Source organism: Aeromonas sp. OTU364, assembly GCF_038440395.1.
In the GTDB taxonomy this organism is placed as follows: domain Bacteria; phylum Pseudomonadota; class Gammaproteobacteria; order Enterobacterales; family Aeromonadaceae; genus Aeromonas.
This window is the reverse complement of the sequence record NZ_JASATR010000006.1, coordinates 167,910-184,042: the sequence shown is the minus strand read 5'-3', so window position 1 is coordinate 184,042 and position 16,133 is coordinate 167,910. Positions and strand designations below refer to the sequence as shown.

Sequence of the window (16,133 nt, the reverse complement as noted above, 5' to 3'; positions counted from 1 at the left end):
CCGTCGCTGGCCAGGACGCTGAAGCTGTAGCTGGACTGGGTCTCGTGATCGGGGTTGCCGAGCAAGGTGACCGCGCCGGTGGTGGCGTTGATGGTGAACTTGTTGGCATCGGGACCGGCGAGGCTGAAGGTCACGCCGGCGCTGATGTCGGCGCTGTCGTCGGCGGTGGCGGTGTAGACCACCTGGCCAGCGCCGCTGTTTTCATTGAGAGCGGCAGCGGTGCCGCCGGAGGTGATGGTCGGTGCGATCTCGTCGAGGTTGTTGACCGCGAGGGTGACGGCCTGCTCGGTGGCCGGGTTGACACCGTCGCTGGCCAGGACGCTGAAGCTGTAGCTGGACTGGGTCTCGTGATCGGGGTTGCCGATCAAGGTGACAGCACCGGTGGTGGCGTCGATGGTGAACTTGTTGGCATCGGTACCGGCGAGGCTGAAGGTCACGCCGGCGCTGATGTCGGCGCTGTCGTCGGCGGTGGCGGTGTAGACGACCTGGCCGGCGCCGCTGTTTTCATTGAGAGCGGCCGCAGTGCCACCGGAGGTGATGGTCGGTGCGACCTCGTCGAGGTTGTTGATGGTGATGGTGAAGGTCTGCGCCTTGCTGGAGCCATCGGCACTGGTGGCGGTGACCTCGATATTCACGCTGGCACCGAGGGCTTCACGGTCGATGGCGGCTGCGACGGTGATCACGCCGGTGGCGGGATCGATGTCAAACAGGCCGCCGGGATTGCCGGACAGGCTGTAGGTGACGGCGTTGGTGGTGGCGTCTGCGTCGCTGGCAAAGGCGGTGATGCCGGCCAGGGAGCCGATGGCGATGTTCTCGTCGATGGCATTGGCGGCAGAGTTGGTGTCGGTCGGGGTAGTGACATCGAACTCGTCGACATCGTTGATGGCGATGGTGAAGGTCTGCTCATCGAAGGCACTGCCATCGGAGACGCGCACCACCACTTCATAGGTGTTGTCGCCGTTGCTGTCGCTCGGATTTTCCCGGTTGGGCGCGTTGACAAACGACAGGGCGCCGGTGTTGGGATTTATGGTGAAGAGTCCTGCATCGGCGCCACCGACTATGGTGTAGGTCAGCAGCGCACCGACGTCCGGGTCACTGGCCGTCACTGTGGTGACCACAGTGGTGTTTTCGTCGATGGCCAGAGCAGCAGAGCTGCCGCCCCCGTCGGAGGTGATGGTGGGGCCGTTGTTCTGCACACCGAGGAAGTCGGTGTTGCTCAGGTCCTTGAGACCGTCGAGTTTGATCACCAGATCGGCCTGGCCATCGCCGTTGGTATCGGCCTTGATGTAGGTGGCATTCTGACCGGCGTTCTGCTCGTACCAGACACCGTTGATCAGGGAAGTGGTGCCTCCCCACTTGAGGTCGGTGGAACCCAGCAACGGACGCAGGTCGATCTTGTCGTTGTCCGAGTTGGCGTCACGCACACCGGAAAAGTCACGGATAGTATCCATCCCGCCACTATTGGATTCCATCGCGCTCTGGTAGACGAAGAGGTCATTGCCGCTGCCGCCGCTCAGCAGATCGGCGCCATTGCCGCCCTGGATGGTATCGTCACCGCCTTCACCGTAGACGGTGTCGTTGCCGTTGCCGGCATAGATAGAGTCGTTGCCACCACTTGCATGGCCATCGCCGTTGTCGCCATAGATGGTCTCCGAGCCATTGCCGCCGTAGATGGTGTCGCTGCCGGCGATGGCCCGGCTCTGCTGCCGGTAGTCATCCCAGCCGTCGCCGTAGATGACGTCGTTACCGTTCTCGCTGTTGACGAGCGATGTCCCGATGACGTCATTGCCGGATCCACCATAGACGAGGTCTTGGCCGTTTCCGCCGGAGAGGGTATCGTCCCCGAGCCCGCCGTAGAGGGTATCCTCGCCGTTGCCGCCCAGCAGGGTGTCGCTCCCGCTGCCGCCGTCGAGCATGTCACTGCCATTGCCTCCATCTATGAGGTCGGTTCCTGTGCCGCCAATGAGCGAGTCGTTTTTATTGGTGCCGCTGATGTCAGCCATGGGTCTGCTCCTTCAGAAAGCGGGAAGATGATTCGGTATGGAGACAAGATCGCCGTCCTGGCCATCTGCTCTTGTACCGCGTAACACTTCACCTGGTGCAACTGTCGGGGATCTCTTTCACCAGCAGTTGCAGGTCTTTGATTTTGATGGCCATACCGGTGAGAGGGCCGTCCCGGTCTCGCCGCACTATCTGCCCGCAACACCGGATCTTCATGGCACCGTGCGTCACCCCGGGATCGAGATCGAAGCAGACGTCACTCCCTTCGTTCTCAGGCGTGGCAGCCTCCTCGAGTTGCAGGTAGCAGCCCCCGATGCTGATGTCCCGGGTGAACCCTGTCTGGCCCGAGAGCCGGACAGGTATCACCGTCCTGATGCGATCATGCTGACGAGCATGGATATGTGTGGGTGTTGTCATGCCGATTAGCCTAGGCCAGAAGGGGAAGATGAAAAATGGAAGAATCAGACCGATTTATGTGGGACAAAGTGACGATCGACCCAGGACAAAACCAGGATATTTCGACTAATTTGAGAGGGGACCATTGTCAGGCAGGATGCCTGTCACGTTGTCGTAGGTGTTGGGGAGCGGGGTATGGATACCAGAATCAATGTCATCGTGATCTGCGACTTGCCGATAGTCGCATGGGGTTTGCGCGGGGCCATTAATGCACAGCCCAACGAGATGGACGTCATCGCCTGCGTGGCCGATCCCGTCGAGGCCGTGCAGTGGATGGTGCCAGGCAAGACATGTGTCGTCCTGTTTGATCTGGATGGTCGCAATGGCATCGACCAAATACCTTCCCTGCTGTGCGATACCCACGTGCGCGTGCTGGTGATCGCCACAGCGGAGGGCACTGAACTGCAGGAAAGAGCGGTATTGGCCGGGGCCTGCGGCGCCATCAGCAAGCGGGAACCGGTGGAGGTGCTGTACAAGGCCATCCGCAAGGTGCACGGGGGCGAGTACTGGGTCGATCGCGCCGCCACCGAGCGGATCCTGATGGCCATCGCGAGGGAAAAGGGGGCTCACCATGCCGAGCAGGCGAAGATAGCGCGGCTGACCCGCAAGGAGAGACTGACCATCGCGGCCATTACCCTGGGCGTTGATGCCAATACCCTCGAGATCGCGCGGCGCCTCAACATCAGTGAGCACACCCTGCGCAATCACCTGACATCCATTTATGCCAAGTTGGGCATTCGCAATCGAATGGGCCTCTATGCCTATGCACAGAAGCATGCGCTGACAGAGCAAGGCTCCCAGACCTGAAACGCCTGTCGGCCTCCCAAGGCAGCGATGCTCTTGCCGCAGGCCACCGGGGCCCGCGTGATGAAGGGGGCCGGGCGCCCTTGTCGGGTGGAGAGTCAGCTATGGCCTTGGCAAGAGGAGGAGGACATGGATGGCTGTGGGCAGGGGAAGGCCCATCAGAGTTCGTGGGCGTGGAATCCCTTGCGATAACGGGCTTCGCAGCGCGGGCAGCGTTGCAGGCTGGGATCCTGATCCAGCTGCTCGATGGCGAGCGGCTCCTCGCAATCGGAGCAGAGGCCATAGAGACCCAGTTCCATCTGGCAGAGCGCCGCGTCGAGGCGCTTCAGCCGTGCCACGCTCGACTCCACCTTGGGCAAGTCGAGGCGACCGGTCAGGTCCACCAGCTGATCCCGCTCGCAGGATGCCACCTTCTGTGCCCAGTCGTCACGTCGACAGGCCTTGAGCTGACCTATCAGCGCTTCTCTTGTTTGTGCCCAATCGGTCAGCAGGCGCTCACGCCATTCGGCCAACCGGGCTTGCGTCACTTCACACACAACAGCCCCCAAAGACGAGTGATAAAACTCGGCCAGTATAGGGAGGCGTGTGGATTATCAAGATGACATGAGTCAAGTAAAGGTCGGTTAGCTCACAGTTTTCGCGGCTTGCAGCAAGGCGTCCCGGATAGGTCCCGTCTCCTTGTGCAGACGAATATCCTGAAAAAGTACGGCTGCCTGGGGATATTCACGCTTGAGGTAGCTGAACCACTGCTTGATGCGGCTGGGGTAGTAGTCGGCCTTGTCGCTCGCCAGATCCTGCTCGGTATAGGCCACCATCAGCTGCAGCACCTCGGCCCAGTTCATGTGGGCACAGCCGGTTTTCATCACGTTGGCCAGGTTGGGCAGGGAGATGGCGCCGCGGCCCACCATGAGGGCGTCGCAGCCGGAGACGCTGGCGCAGGCGAGGGCATCCTTGTGATCCCAGATCTCGCCATTGGCGGTCACCGGAATGGGCAGGGCGCGGCGGATGAGATCCACGTATTCCCAGTGCGCCGGCGCCTTGTAGCCTTCCCGCTTGGTGCGGGCATGGACAGCGAGCTCGTTGGCACCCCCCTGATAGACCGCCTGGGCGTTGTCCATGTAGAGCGCCTTGTCGTCGTACCCCAGACGGATCTTGGCGCTCACCGGCAGGTGGGCAGGGACGGCTTCGCGCACCGCCTTGACGATGCGATAGACGGTCTCTGGCTCCTTGAGCAGCACGGCCCCTCCCTTGCTCTTGTTGACCGTGGGGGCGGGGCAGCCGAAGTTGAGATCGACCCCGGGGGAGCCCAGCTCGATGGCGCGCACCGCATTCTCTGCCAGCCATTCGGGGTGCTGGCCCAGCAGCTGCACCCGCACCGGGGTGCCGGCGCGGGTCTTGCCATCCTGCTTGAGTTCGGGGCAGAGGCGATGGAACACCTTGGCGGGCAGCAGCTGATCGACGACCCGGATGAACTCGCTGACACAGAGGTCGTAATCGTTGACGGAGGTGAGTACCTCCCGCATCAGGTGATCCAGCACCCCCTGCATGGGGGCCAAAATAACGCGCATAGCTGCTTCCGAAGACAAGGGGAGAAAAAAGAGCGCAGATTGTAGTGGCAATGGCTGGCGTTGTCAGCCGTCTGCCCACTCGATGAGCCTAATCGACTGCCGCTGCATGGGCCGGACTGTCAGCTTCCGGGCCAACTCTGTTAGGCTAAAGGCAGAGATGCATTCAGAGGAGTACCCATGAAACGCTGGTGTCTGATGGCCCTGGGCTGGCTCGCCTTCGCCACCGGGATAGTCGGGATAGTCCTGCCCCTGCTGCCGACCACCCCCTTCATGTTGCTGGCGGCGGCCCTCTTTGCGCGCTCGTCGCCCCGTTTTCACCGCTGGCTGCTGGCGCACCCCTGGTTCGGGCCCCCCATCCATGACTGGCAGTTGTATCGCGGCATTCGGCGCCATGCCAGACGCCGTGCCATCCTCTTCATCCTGCTCTCCTTCTCGGTGTCGCTGCTGGTGGTGCCGCTGCCCTGGGTGAGGCTGCTGCTGGTTGTCATAATGGTGATCCTGCTCACCTGGTTAATGCGTCTGCCAGTGCTGGAGCCGGTTGCAATGGAGAAGTGAAATCCCTAAGCTATTGCGGCAATAATGCTATGGAGTCGGCCTGTCATTTTTTGCATGACGGGCCTTTTTATTGCCCGCTGGCGGGCAGCGCAAGAGACGCCACGCCTGGGCTCAAAAATAAGCGGTCAAATAATGAATCCGGATACCCTGAAGTTTATCGAAGCGAGCATCAAGACCATTCCCGACTATCCGAAGCCGGGCATCCTGTTTCGCGACATCACCAGCCTGATCGAGAATGCCGAGGCCTTCAAGGCCACCATAGATCTGCTGGCCGAGCATTATCGTGATCAAGGGATCACCAAGATCGTCGGCACCGAGGCCCGCGGTTTCATCTTCGGCGCCCCTGTGGCCTTCGCCATGGGACTGGGCTTCGTGCCGGTTCGCAAGCCGGGCAAGCTGCCCCGCGCCATCATCGAAGAGTCCTATGCCCTCGAGTACGGCACCGACACCCTGCAACTGCACACCGACGCCATAGTGCCCGGTGACAAGGTGCTGGTGGTGGACGATCTGCTGGCCACCGGCGGCACCGTCGATGCCACCGTCAAGCTCATTCGCCGCGCCGGCGGTGAAGTCGCCGATGCGGCCTTCATCATCTCCCTGCCGTCGCTGGGTGGTGATGCCCGCCTGACCGCCGCTGGCGTCAAGGTGGTCTCCCTGGTCGAGCTCGCGGGCGAGTAAGGCCCTCTGGCAGGCGGGCCTCGTCAACCCGCCAATGCCCCGAACCGGTGCCTGAACGGGCACCGGTTTGAAAATCAAGCGATCCCTCCCACGGCGGCCGATAGCCAATACAGCCCGCCCTCCATTTGTGTTAGCATCCTGCCTCAATGCCTCGTTTTCCAGCATCGAGATCTATGAGCTATCAGGTTCTGGCGCGTAAATGGCGCCCCCATACGTTTGAACAAGTGGTTGGCCAGCAACATGTGCTGACCGCCTTGACCAATGCCCTGGATCAGGGACGGCTGCATCATGCCTACCTGCTGAGCGGCACCCGCGGGGTCGGCAAGACCACCATAGCCCGCATCCTGGCCAAGAGCCTCAACTGCGAGCAGGGGATCAGCAGCCACCCGTGCGGCGTATGCGACACCTGCCGCGAGATCGATCAGGGCAACTTCGTCGATCTGCTGGAGATCGATGCGGCGTCCCGCACCAAGGTGGAAGACACCCGGGAGCTGCTCGACAACGTGCAGTACCGCCCGGCCCGCGGCCGCTTCAAGGTGTACCTCATCGATGAGGTGCACATGTTGTCGCGTCACAGTTTCAATGCGCTGCTCAAAACCCTGGAAGAGCCGCCTCCCTATGTGAAGTTCCTGCTGGCCACCACGGATCCGCAGAAGCTCCCCATCACCATCTTGTCCCGCTGCCTGCAGTTCCACTTGAAGAGCCTGGATCAGACCCAGATCGCCAGGCAGCTCGAATGGGTACTGGATCAGGAGGGTCAGCCGTTCGAGCCCCGCGCCCTGCTGGCCCTGGCCAAGGCCGCCGACGGCAGCATGCGCGATGCCCTGAGCCTCACCGATCAGGCGCTGGCCCACGGCAACGGCAGCGTGCGGCTGGAGAGCGTGCTGACCATGCTGGGCACCCTCGACCATCACCACCTGCACCAGTTGCTGGAGGCTGTGCTGCGCCAGGATGCCCCGGCCACCATGGCCAAGATCACCGAAATCGCCACCCTGGGACCGGACTTCGATCAGCTCCACGCCGAGCTGGAAGCCTTGCTCCATCGCGTCGCCATGGCCCAACTGCTCCCTGCCAGCGTGCAGGAGCAGGGGGCGGATGCGGATGCCTTGCTGCAGCTGGCGGGGGCCATGAGCCCGGAAGAGGTGCAGCTCTGCTACCAGATAGTGCTGGGGGGCCGCAAGGACTTGCCCTGGGCACCCGATGGCCGCACCGCGCTGGAGATGACCTGCCTGCGGATGCTGGCGTTCTCGCCGCGCCGCGAGGCGGTGCACCCCGCCAATCTGAGTGCCTTGCCCGTGTCCATGGGCGCACAGCCCGGGGCGGGGAGGGAGGCCGTATCGGCCCTGCCGGGAAAGCCGTCAGGGGCTGAGCCAGCCCCGCATCAGGCCGTAACGGCGGCCAGCATGGCCGCGTCCGCAACCCTGGCGCCGACAGCGCCGCTCTTGGCTGTGCAGGCAGACGAGCCGGCTGCCGACAACGATGAGGCGAGCGCTGCCCTCTTTGCCGAGCAGCAAGAGCTGCTGCAAGCCGCCCAGCGGATGGGGTACGAGGCGCAGCCGATGCAGCCTGAGCCCGAGATCGGTGGCGCCCCCCGGACACAGGAAGCGCAGCCCCCTGAACCCGAGCCGCCGGTTGCCTCCCACGAGGAGGCCCTGCCGACGGCGGCTCCTGCCATAGCCCCTGAACCCGAGGCGGCCCCCTCGGCGGCCTCCAGCATGCAGAGCCTGCTGGGCAAGCGCAATCTGCTGCGCAGCCGGCTGCGGGGGGACGCCGGGGCGGCGACCGTCTCTGCGCCCCCCAGGGCGACGCCGAGCAAACCGGCTGCGCCCATGGCCATTCCCGCCGTGCCACCCGTGGCACCAGCACCCTCTGCGCCTGCCAGGCAGGCCGCTGCGGCGCCCGCCTATGCCGGGCCCATGACGGGCTATGAGGATCTGCCGCCCCTCGAGGCCTATGACGACAGCAGCAGCGATTACGAGGAGTATCTGAGTCAGGGCTTTGGCTACGGGCCGGCCAGTGCCCCCGCAGCGCAAGCGGCGCCAGCGCCCAGTGCAGCGCAGAAGGCCAATTCCGCCTCGGATGACCTGCCCCCCTGGGATCTGGATGGCGCCCCCGCTAGGGCTGCCGCTGCTACCGTCGCCGCGGCACCGGCAGCGCCGGTTGCGACGCCTCTTTCTGTGCCCGAAATTGCTGTGCCCGAAAATGCGCAGCCCACGACCGCCCAGGTGATGGAGACCATCGACTGGGATGAGCTGGAGAGTGACGCCCAGCCGGCGGAGGGGGAGGAGATCGCTCGCCTGATCCCCTCTTCCCTGCTGGTCAATTGCGGCGACGCTTGGGCAGAGCTCATCGCCCGCACCGGGGTCGGTGGCCGGTTGCGTCAGCTCGCCATCAACTCTGTGATGACCCGCCAGGGGGAGCTGGTGTCCCTGGTGCTCAAGCCGGAGCAGCGCCACCTGGTCAGCGACAGAGCCCTGGCCGATCTGGCCGGTATCATAGGCCCGGAGTTCGGACAGCCGGTGCGTGTCGAGGTGACCCTGGGCACGGATCCGGCGCGGGAGACGCCGCTCGAGATCGAGCATCGCCTCTATCTGGGGGTCCGTGAGCAGGTGAGCCGGGATCTGGCAGACGATCCCAATGTGCAGTTCCTGCAGCAGCGATTCGGCGCCGTGCTCCATCCCGAGAGCATCGAGCCCCTGAGCCGTTGAGCGCTATGAGTTAAATCCCATGCCGGGACCCGAGTCCCGGTTGAAAAATCTTTTGGCTGCCCCCATATCCGGGGTAGAACAAGCCCACAGCCCGGCGCTGGATGCCGGATTTCAAGACGAGAGACGACCTATGTTTGGTAAAGGTGGAATGGGTAACCTGATGAAACAGGCCCAACAGATGCAAGAGCGCATGCAGAAGATGCAAGAGCAGCTGGCTCAGATGGAAGTCGTCGGCGAAGCCGGCGCTGGCATGGTCAAGGTCACCATGGCCGGCAGCCACAGCGTGCGCCGTATCGAGATAGATCCGAGTCTGATGGAAGATGATAAGGAGATGCTGGAAGATCTGGTCGCCGCCGCCGTCAACGACGCAGTGCGCCGGGTGGAAGAGCAGAACAAGAGCAAGATGGGCGAGCTGACTGGTGGCATGCAACTGCCCCCAGGCTTCAAGATGCCCTTCTAAGGGCTGAACGCCTTTCACATCTGGATGCCATGTCCATGGCGATGACGCAGCTGACAGGGTGCCTGCCCTGTCAGCTGCGTTTTGTTTTTTCCGTCTCCCGGTTTCCCGGGGCGTATTACTTGCTGCTCTGGACTGTGGTGTAGCTGTTGATCAGATTGCGATAGTCGGGGATGTGGTTGGCGAACAGGGTGCCCAGGCCCTCCACGTCATTGCGCCAGTCGCGGTGCAGTTCACAGGCGGCCCCAAACCAGGTCATCAGCTGTGCCCCGGCGGATGACATCCGATCCCAGGCCGAGTGGCGGGTTACCTCATTGAAGGTCCCCGAGGCATCTGTGATGACAAACACCTCGTACCCCTCCTCGAGGGCGGAGAGGGCCGGGAAGGCCACGCACACCTCGGTGACGATGCCGGCGATGATCAGCTGCTTCTTGCCGGTGGCCTTGACCGCCTTGACGAACTCCTCGTTATCCCAGGCGTTGATCTGCCCGGGGCGGGCAATATAGGGGGCGTCCGGGAAGCTCTCCTTGAGCTCCGTCATCAGTGGGCCGTTGGGCCCGTTTTCGAAACTGGTGGTCAGTATGGTCGGCAGCTCGAAGTACTTGGCCAGCGCGGCCAGCGCCAGGACGTTGTTGCGAAACTTGTCCGGTTCGATGTCCCGTACCAGGGAAGAGAGACCGGCCTGGTGATCCACCAGCAGCACGGCAGCCTTGCTCTTGTCGAGTTTGACGTAGGGCTTGTTCATGACTTTTCTCCAGATTGATGGCTAAGCGTTAACGTTGGGAATCCAGCACTTCGTTGTGTTGCACCACGGCTTGTGCCTTGCCGTAGCTCTCGATCAGCAACTGATAGGCGGGGAAGATCTTCGTATAGATGGCGGCCCACTCCATCGCATCTGCCCGGTTCCAGCTGCCTTGCAGCTCGGAAGCCACCGCCGCAGTGTCCATGGGGACCACGCCCGCCTGAACCACGCGAGCCAGGGTGATCTCCTGGGCCATCTTGGAGTAGGTGCCCGAGGCATCGACGACCGCAAACACCTGATAGCCCGCATTGACGGCGCTGATGGCAGGGAAGGCCATGCAGACGCTGGTGATGGTGCCGGCGATGATCAGCTGCTGCTTGCCGGTGGCCTTCACCGCCGCGACGAAATCGGGGTTGTCCCAGGCGTTGATCTCGCCCTTGCGCGCAACATACTGTGCGTGCGGCGCATGCTCGTGGATCTCCGGTATCAGCGGGCCATTCGGCCCTTGCGGGACAGATGCCGTGGTGATCACCGGAATATTGGCCAGTGTCGCCATCCTGGCGAGGGCGGCCGCGCGCTGGCGCAGTTCCGGCATCGGCATGTCGCCCACGGTCTGGAACAAGCCGCTCTGATGGTCGATCAGCAGCATGGCAACGTCATCTGGGTTGAGGACGGGTCTGGCGCCGCCGAAATTGGCTGGATTGCTCATGATAGTCTCCATTTGTTGGGGCTGAGGTTCAGCGTCCGATCTGGCCAAAACGGCCACTGTTGTAGTCATTGATGGCCTGCACAATCTCTTCCTGGGTGTTCATCACGAAGGGACCGTGGCCGACGATGGGTTCATCGAGGGGGGCGCCATTGAGCAGCAGCAGCGTGGTCTCCTCCTCGACCTCGATCACCAGTTTGCTGCCACGGCGCTCCATGACGGCCAGCTCGGCGGTGCGGACCGCGTGGCGGTTGCCGAGTCGAATGGCGCCTTTGAGCACAAAGAGGGCCGTGGTGTGCCCTGGAGGCAGTTCCAGCGTCACCTGATGATGGGCCTTCAGGCGCATGTCCCAGACGTTCATCGGGGTGAAGGTGCGGGCGGGGCCGCGGGTATCGCCGAGTTGCCCGGCAATGATGCGAGCCTCTCCTGCGCCCTCTGGCAGTGCCACGCGAGGGATCTCGTTGGCTGTGATGCCCTGGTAGCCAGGAGCCGCCATCTTCTCTTTGGCGGGCAAGTTCACCCACAGCTGCACCATTTCGAAGGCGCCGCCCGTTTGGGCAAAGGCCGGGCTGTGGTACTCCTCGTGGATAAGGCCGGATGCGGCCGTCATCCATTGCACGTCACCCGGGCCTATGGTGCCGCCGCCCCCCGAGGAGTCCCTGTGGGAGACGCCCCCTTCATAGACGATGGTCACCGTCTCGAACCCGCGATGAGGGTGCTGGCCGACGCCAAGCTGATGGGAGGTGGCCGGGAAATTGGCCGGGCCCGCGTAGTCCATCAGCAGGAAGGGGGACATTTCCTCCGCGATATCCTGGTAGGAGAAGATGCTCCTCACGGGGAAGCCATCGCCGACCCAGTGCCTCTCGTTGCTGCGCTTGATAAATGCCAGTTCTTTCATCTCAATGCCTCCGTTGAATCAATGGACACAGTGTAGAAAGTCGCCATTTACCGGACTAGATGGTTAAATAAGAAAACACTTTCTAATGAGTTGGAAAATGGACTTCAATCAGGTCGTCGTATTCGTCAAGGTGGTGCAAGCCGGCAGCTTCAGCGCGGCGGCGCGTCTGCTGGGGTTGCCAACCTCCACCGTCAGTCATCGGGTGGCCATGCTGGAGAAGCGTCTGGGCGTCACCCTATTGCAGCGAACCACCCGTCGGTTGCACCTGACCGATGCCGGGCAGATCTATTTCGAGCACGCCTCGGCCGGGCTGGCGCATGTGTTCGATGCCGAGGCCGCCGTGACCGAAGCGCGGGAGGAGCCCTGCGGGCTGCTGCGGATCACGGCACCCGTGGACATCGGCAACCTGATCCTGTCGTCCATCCTGGGGCAAATGCGCAGCCAGTGGCCAAAGGTCGACGTGGAGCTGGTGTTGATGAACAGCTACGTGGATCTGGTCGCGGAGGGCGTCGATGTGGCCATTCGTACCGGCCCTCTCAAGGACTCGACGCTGATCGCCAAGCAGGTGGGCATTGCGCGCTGGGCCCTGTTTGCGAGCCCCGATTACCTCGCCAGCGCCGGGATGCCAGATGCACCTCAGGCGTTGCGGCATCATGCCTGCCTGCAGTTCACGCCACTGGGCAAGGAGGCCTGGGTACTCCACGACGGGGTCGCCAACAGTGTGACCGTCTCACTGGCCCGGCAGACACTGATCAACGATGTCGGCCTGATCATGACCATGGTGCAGGCCGGCGGTGGGGTGGCACTGTTGCCCTCCTACCTGTGTCGCCAGGCCTGCGAGGAGGGGAGGCTGGTGCCTGTCCTGCCCGAATGGCATGGCAAGGCGGATCCCATCCATCTCGTCTATCCCAGGCAGCGCTTCATGCCCCCCAGATTGCGCGCCTTTGTGGATCTTGCCACGCTGACCCTGCGACAATGGCTCGAATGACAGGTCGCCGATGTGGTGACGGCTGCCAGCCCGCACAAAGAAACAAAGCGCCTGATGGCGCTTTGTTTCTTGATATCACGTCAACCTAGCTGAGCCAGCCTGTCGCCATGGCCAGTCGGCCGCACAGGGCCGCCAGCAGGATGCCAAGCAGGGTGCGCAGCAGCCAGATCACCACCAGCTGCCCCAGGCTCACCGGGATCTTGGTGGCCAGGATGCAGGGGATGGAGGCGGAGAAGAAGAGCACTGAACTCACCGAGACCACGGCGGTCACATAGCGCACCAGCAGATCCGCATCCTTGAGCAGAATGGCGGGCAGGAACATCTCAGCGAGCCCCGCCGAGAGCGCTCTTGCTGTCTCCAGCGGCTCTCCCAGATCCAGCAGCCAGGTGAGGGGCCACAGCAGCCAGCCCAGCAGATCGAACAGCGGCGTGTGCTGCGCCAGCAGCAGCCCCAGCAGGCCGACGGACAAGATGGTGGGCACCACGGCGGCGGCCATGTAGAGGCCATCTTTGAGGTTGTCCTGCAACTGCCGCAGCACGGGATCCGCCTGGCTGGACTGGGTGAGCCCGGAGGCGAGCGCCGCTTGCCAGCGGCTCATGCCTGCCGGCAGCGGCTCGTCGGTTTCGCCCTGGTGCGCCATGGTGCTGATGGGGGGGACCCGGGCCAGGATGGCGGTGATGACGAAGGTGATCACCAGGGTGGACCAGAAGTAGAAGTTCCAGTGCCCCATCAGGTTGAGGGTCTTGGCCACAATGATCATGAAGGCGGCGGAGACGGTGGAGAAGCCGGTGGCGATGATGACGGCTTCCCGTACCGTGTACTTGCCCGCGAGGAAGACCCGGTTGGTGATGAGCAGGCCCACCGAGTAGCTGCCGACGAAGGAGGCGACAGCATCGATGGCTGAGTGGCCCGGGGTGCGCCAGAGAGGGCGCATCACCGGCTGCATCAGCACGCCGATGAGCTCCAGCAGGCCGAAGCCGAGCAGGAAGGTGAGGGCCATGGCGCCTATGGGCACGATGAGCCCCACCGACATGGCCAGCTTGTCAAAGAGGAAGGGCAGGCGATCCGGCGTCATCAACCAGGCGGGGCCCCAGCCTGCCACATACATGATGGCCAGCCCCAGCCCGAGCAGCTTGAACAGGCTCAGTACCCTGTCAATGGGGCGGGCGCGCCAGCGACCATCCAGCAGCGGACTGATGGCGCCATAGGCGATCAGCAGCAGGATGAGCCCCAGGGCGAGCGGGCGCTGCGCCATCAGGAAGCCCGCCAGGTGATCCACCAGTATGGTGCTGCGCCCCGCGAGCTCGAAGGGCACGAAAAAGATGGCGATGCCGAGCACACTGGTCAGCAGCAGTTTGATGCCAGCCCCTGAGCGGGCAGGGGCGGCAAGTGCGTGTTCAGGTTCCATTTCCTCTCCTTGTGATCCACATGGTTCAACTCCCTTGATGACTGCATTTGTATATACAATATCGACGCAAGCTCAAGATTGAAACAACAAATACACTAAAAAGCAACATTTGGCGGGGTGGAATCCGTATGAGGCTTTTCTATGGAAGAGGGTGATGGCGGCACCCTGGGCAGCTCTCTGGCCGCGACAGAGCGGCCGCACAGGGACCGTCATGGCAAGAGAGGCGAGGTGGCAGGAAGGGCAGAACGGGTAAATAAAGCTTTTTCATAACGACCAAAAAAGCGGAAAACCTGAGCCCGGATTTAAACATTTTCACGGCCCTCATCGAGGGAGGCTTTCTTATAACTATTTATGAAATGGTCATAAAGCCTTTGTTCATTTGACTACTTTTCGAGTATCTCATTGCGGAGTAAGATGCCACTTCAATAAAAATAAGAATTAGGAGTTCGGGTGTGAAGGCATTAGAGAAAGAAAGGATATCGCCCTATATCAGCCAGTTATACGAGTGCGGTATTAATGATTCTGACATTAAGTTGGTGGTGGACCAATTTCGCGCCGACCTGTCCGGCAGTTCATCCCTGTTTTTATTGCGGGATGATGACAAGAGCGACGGAATAAAGCTCTTCTCCAGCGGTCTGACCGAGGCCCAGCAGCAATTTTATGTGCAACACCATCGCCAGGATGTGTGGTTCAATCATTACCTGGACAAGGGCTGCCAGGGGATCGTCAGTGCCAATACCATCTCCAGCTCGGTGGGGCTGCTGGCCAGCTTCGGTGCCCAGTTTGCGGCGGGCGGCGTCTGCCGGGTGAAGGGGCGGGGTCTCAGCACCCTGTGCAGTTACCGCGGCGCCACCCAGGATGACTTCAGCAGCCGGGATCTCACCTCGTTGACAGAGATCTATTCTGGTCTGGCCGCCTGGAGCCAGCATTATTGGAACCTGCTGGCCCTGGAAACCCAGAACTATCAGCTGCAGCAACTGGTGAAAAACCATAATAAACCCAGCGCCATCATAGATGACAAGGGGCATATTCATTATTCCAATGTGGCGTTCAACCGCATCGCCGATGAAAACGTCGAGCTGCGGGCGGTCAATGGTATTTTCTCTTTGCAAAATAAGGAGCAGCAACGCCAGCTCAAGGAGACCTTGAATGGCTTTGCCTATTTGCTGCCGGGCGCCAGCGCCTATATGTCGATTCCCCGCCAGTCCAACCTCAGGCCCTTGCTGATCCAGTGCACCCTGATGAGCGGCCTCAGCCGCTTCGAGCGTTACGTGGAAGTGGTATTGCGCGATCCCGAGCACTCCTTCAACCCGGACATAGAGGCGCTGGCCAGCCTCTATCCCTTGACCATTGGCGAGAAGGAGCTGCTGGTGCTGATGAGCAAGGGCTACAGCAGCAACGACATCGCAGAACTACGGGGCGTCAAGGTGGAAACCGTGCGCTCCACCCTCAAGGGGGTGTTCAAGAAGACCGATTGCCACAGCCAGAACGAGCTGCTGCTGTTGCTGCAATCCATCTCCTGATAGGCACCAGCTATGCTTGGAGTGAGCCGGACATAGTGCCCGGCTCGCGCCTCCCGTCGGGAGGCATGTCGGGGGAAGCGTCATGGAATCACTCAAGGCAAGGGATTATATGCAGACCAAGCCCATCACGTTCAGCGCGGACATGATGGTGCAAAATGCGGTCACCAAGTTTCTCAACAGCCATCAGCTCGGCGGCCCCGTGGTGGACAGCCTGGGGCACCTGATTGGCTGGGTGTCCGAGCAGGACTGCATTGCCGTCATGTTGAAAGAGGCCTATCACTGCGAACAGGTGGCCCAGGTCAAGGATGTGATGCGCAAGGAGGTGCTGGCCGTGGGGCCGGACACCAGCATCCTGGATCTGGCGGAGATGATGATGGGCCAGAAGCCGAAGATCTATCCCGTGGTGGAGGAGGGTCGCCTGCTCGGGGTGATCAGCCGCCACAACGTGATGCAGGCCATTCACGCCCAGCTTGGTACCTGCTTCGTGCATCAGGCCAGGGTCTGATCCGGTTTCGCCGGATCATCGGGAGCAGGCCGGGTGCCTGCTCTTTTTATTGCCCGCCGCGGCTTTGAACCTGGCAGGTGCCGCTTTAAGGCTTGCACCGCCCCCGCTCGCTCTTTAGGATCGCTCCCAGCTAATC

Annotated in this window: 16 protein-coding genes; 8 read left to right on the top strand and 8 right to left on the bottom strand. The window is 62.1% G+C overall.

Annotated features, from left to right (window positions below; translation table 11 throughout):
- Both AAHB08_RS09115 and AAHB08_RS09110 read right to left on the bottom strand, forming a co-directional pair.
- A partial coding sequence (locus AAHB08_RS09115) for a cadherin domain-containing protein (RefSeq protein WP_342058741.1) occupies positions 1–2,003 on the bottom strand: 2,003 nt, incomplete at its 3' end.
- 88 nt (positions 2,004–2,091) lie between these two features.
- Entirely contained in the window at positions 2,092–2,418 is a 327-nt protein-coding gene (locus AAHB08_RS09110; protein ID WP_202045592.1) for a PilZ domain-containing protein, read from the bottom strand.
- Between the two features lie 174 nt (positions 2,419–2,592).
- On the opposite strand from AAHB08_RS09110, the gene AAHB08_RS09105 reads away from it, so the two are divergent.
- Positions 2,593–3,264: a response regulator transcription factor gene (locus tag AAHB08_RS09105; RefSeq protein WP_202045593.1), complete on the top strand. Its 672-nt coding sequence runs from the start codon at positions 2,593–2,595 to the stop codon at positions 3,262–3,264.
- A 155-nt stretch (positions 3,265–3,419) separates the two neighbouring features.
- Here the strand turns inward: AAHB08_RS09105 and AAHB08_RS09100 are convergent, their stop codons facing one another.
- Together AAHB08_RS09100 and dusC are read right to left on the bottom strand one after the other, a co-directional pair.
- The gene (locus AAHB08_RS09100) at positions 3,420–3,788 is read right to left on the bottom strand and encodes a TraR/DksA family transcriptional regulator (RefSeq protein ID WP_202046188.1); all 369 of its coding nucleotides are present in this window, start codon (positions 3,786–3,788) and stop codon (positions 3,420–3,422) included.
- Positions 3,789–3,884: 96 nt separating this feature from the next.
- Positions 3,885–4,829, bottom strand: a complete 945-nt coding sequence (gene dusC / locus AAHB08_RS09095) for a tRNA dihydrouridine(16) synthase DusC (RefSeq protein ID WP_342058740.1) — start codon at positions 4,827–4,829, stop codon at positions 3,885–3,887.
- A 177-nt stretch (positions 4,830–5,006) separates the two neighbouring features.
- Here dusC and AAHB08_RS09090 point away from each other — a divergent pair, with 177 nt between their 5' ends.
- The 4 genes from AAHB08_RS09090 to AAHB08_RS09075 all read left to right on the top strand — a co-directional run bounded on the left by AAHB08_RS09090 (position 5,007) and on the right by AAHB08_RS09075 (position 9,230).
- Complete coding sequence (locus AAHB08_RS09090; RefSeq protein WP_041205744.1) at positions 5,007–5,384, top strand: YbaN family protein; 378 nt, start codon at positions 5,007–5,009, stop codon at positions 5,382–5,384.
- 132 nt (positions 5,385–5,516) lie between these two features.
- Positions 5,517–6,062, top strand: a complete 546-nt coding sequence (apt, locus tag AAHB08_RS09085; RefSeq protein WP_042650168.1) for an adenine phosphoribosyltransferase — start codon at positions 5,517–5,519, stop codon at positions 6,060–6,062.
- 173 nt (positions 6,063–6,235) lie between these two features.
- Positions 6,236–8,770, top strand: a complete 2,535-nt coding sequence (dnaX, locus tag AAHB08_RS09080) for a DNA polymerase III subunit gamma/tau (RefSeq protein ID WP_342058739.1) — start codon at positions 6,236–6,238, stop codon at positions 8,768–8,770.
- Between the two features lie 130 nt (positions 8,771–8,900).
- Complete coding sequence (locus AAHB08_RS09075) at positions 8,901–9,230, top strand: YbaB/EbfC family nucleoid-associated protein (RefSeq protein WP_011706069.1); 330 nt, start codon at positions 8,901–8,903, stop codon at positions 9,228–9,230.
- Positions 9,231–9,345: 115 nt separating this feature from the next.
- Here AAHB08_RS09075 and ycaC read toward each other — a convergent pair whose 3' ends face one another.
- From ycaC to AAHB08_RS09060, 3 genes are read right to left on the bottom strand one after another with little or no spacing between them, the layout of a single operon-like run.
- The gene (gene ycaC / locus AAHB08_RS09070; protein WP_202045688.1) at positions 9,346–9,972 is read right to left on the bottom strand and encodes an isochorismate family cysteine hydrolase YcaC; all 627 of its coding nucleotides are present in this window, start codon (positions 9,970–9,972) and stop codon (positions 9,346–9,348) included.
- 28 nt (positions 9,973–10,000) lie between these two features.
- Positions 10,001–10,678: a hydrolase gene (locus AAHB08_RS09065; RefSeq protein ID WP_342058738.1), complete on the bottom strand. Its 678-nt coding sequence runs from the start codon at positions 10,676–10,678 to the stop codon at positions 10,001–10,003.
- Positions 10,679–10,706: 28 nt separating this feature from the next.
- A complete protein-coding gene (locus tag AAHB08_RS09060) occupies positions 10,707–11,573 on the bottom strand; it encodes a pirin family protein (protein ID WP_342058737.1) in 867 nt (288 codons plus the stop codon).
- A 97-nt stretch (positions 11,574–11,670) separates the two neighbouring features.
- Here AAHB08_RS09060 and AAHB08_RS09055 point away from each other — a divergent pair, with 97 nt between their 5' ends.
- Positions 11,671–12,561, top strand: a complete 891-nt coding sequence (locus AAHB08_RS09055; protein ID WP_342058736.1) for a LysR family transcriptional regulator — start codon at positions 11,671–11,673, stop codon at positions 12,559–12,561.
- A gap of 85 nt (positions 12,562–12,646) precedes the next feature.
- Here the strand turns inward: AAHB08_RS09055 and AAHB08_RS09050 are convergent, their stop codons facing one another.
- Positions 12,647–13,969: a YjiH family protein gene (locus tag AAHB08_RS09050; protein ID WP_265435274.1), complete on the bottom strand. Its 1,323-nt coding sequence runs from the start codon at positions 13,967–13,969 to the stop codon at positions 12,647–12,649.
- A gap of 452 nt (positions 13,970–14,421) precedes the next feature.
- On the opposite strand from AAHB08_RS09050, the gene AAHB08_RS09045 reads away from it, so the two are divergent.
- Together AAHB08_RS09045 and AAHB08_RS09040 are read left to right on the top strand one after the other, a co-directional pair.
- The gene (locus AAHB08_RS09045; RefSeq protein WP_139434553.1) at positions 14,422–15,492 is read left to right on the top strand and encodes a helix-turn-helix transcriptional regulator; all 1,071 of its coding nucleotides are present in this window, start codon (positions 14,422–14,424) and stop codon (positions 15,490–15,492) included.
- 82 nt (positions 15,493–15,574) lie between these two features.
- The gene (locus AAHB08_RS09040) at positions 15,575–15,997 is read left to right on the top strand and encodes a CBS domain-containing protein (protein WP_106886806.1); all 423 of its coding nucleotides are present in this window, start codon (positions 15,575–15,577) and stop codon (positions 15,995–15,997) included.
- Positions 15,998–16,133: the final 136 nt, after the last annotated feature.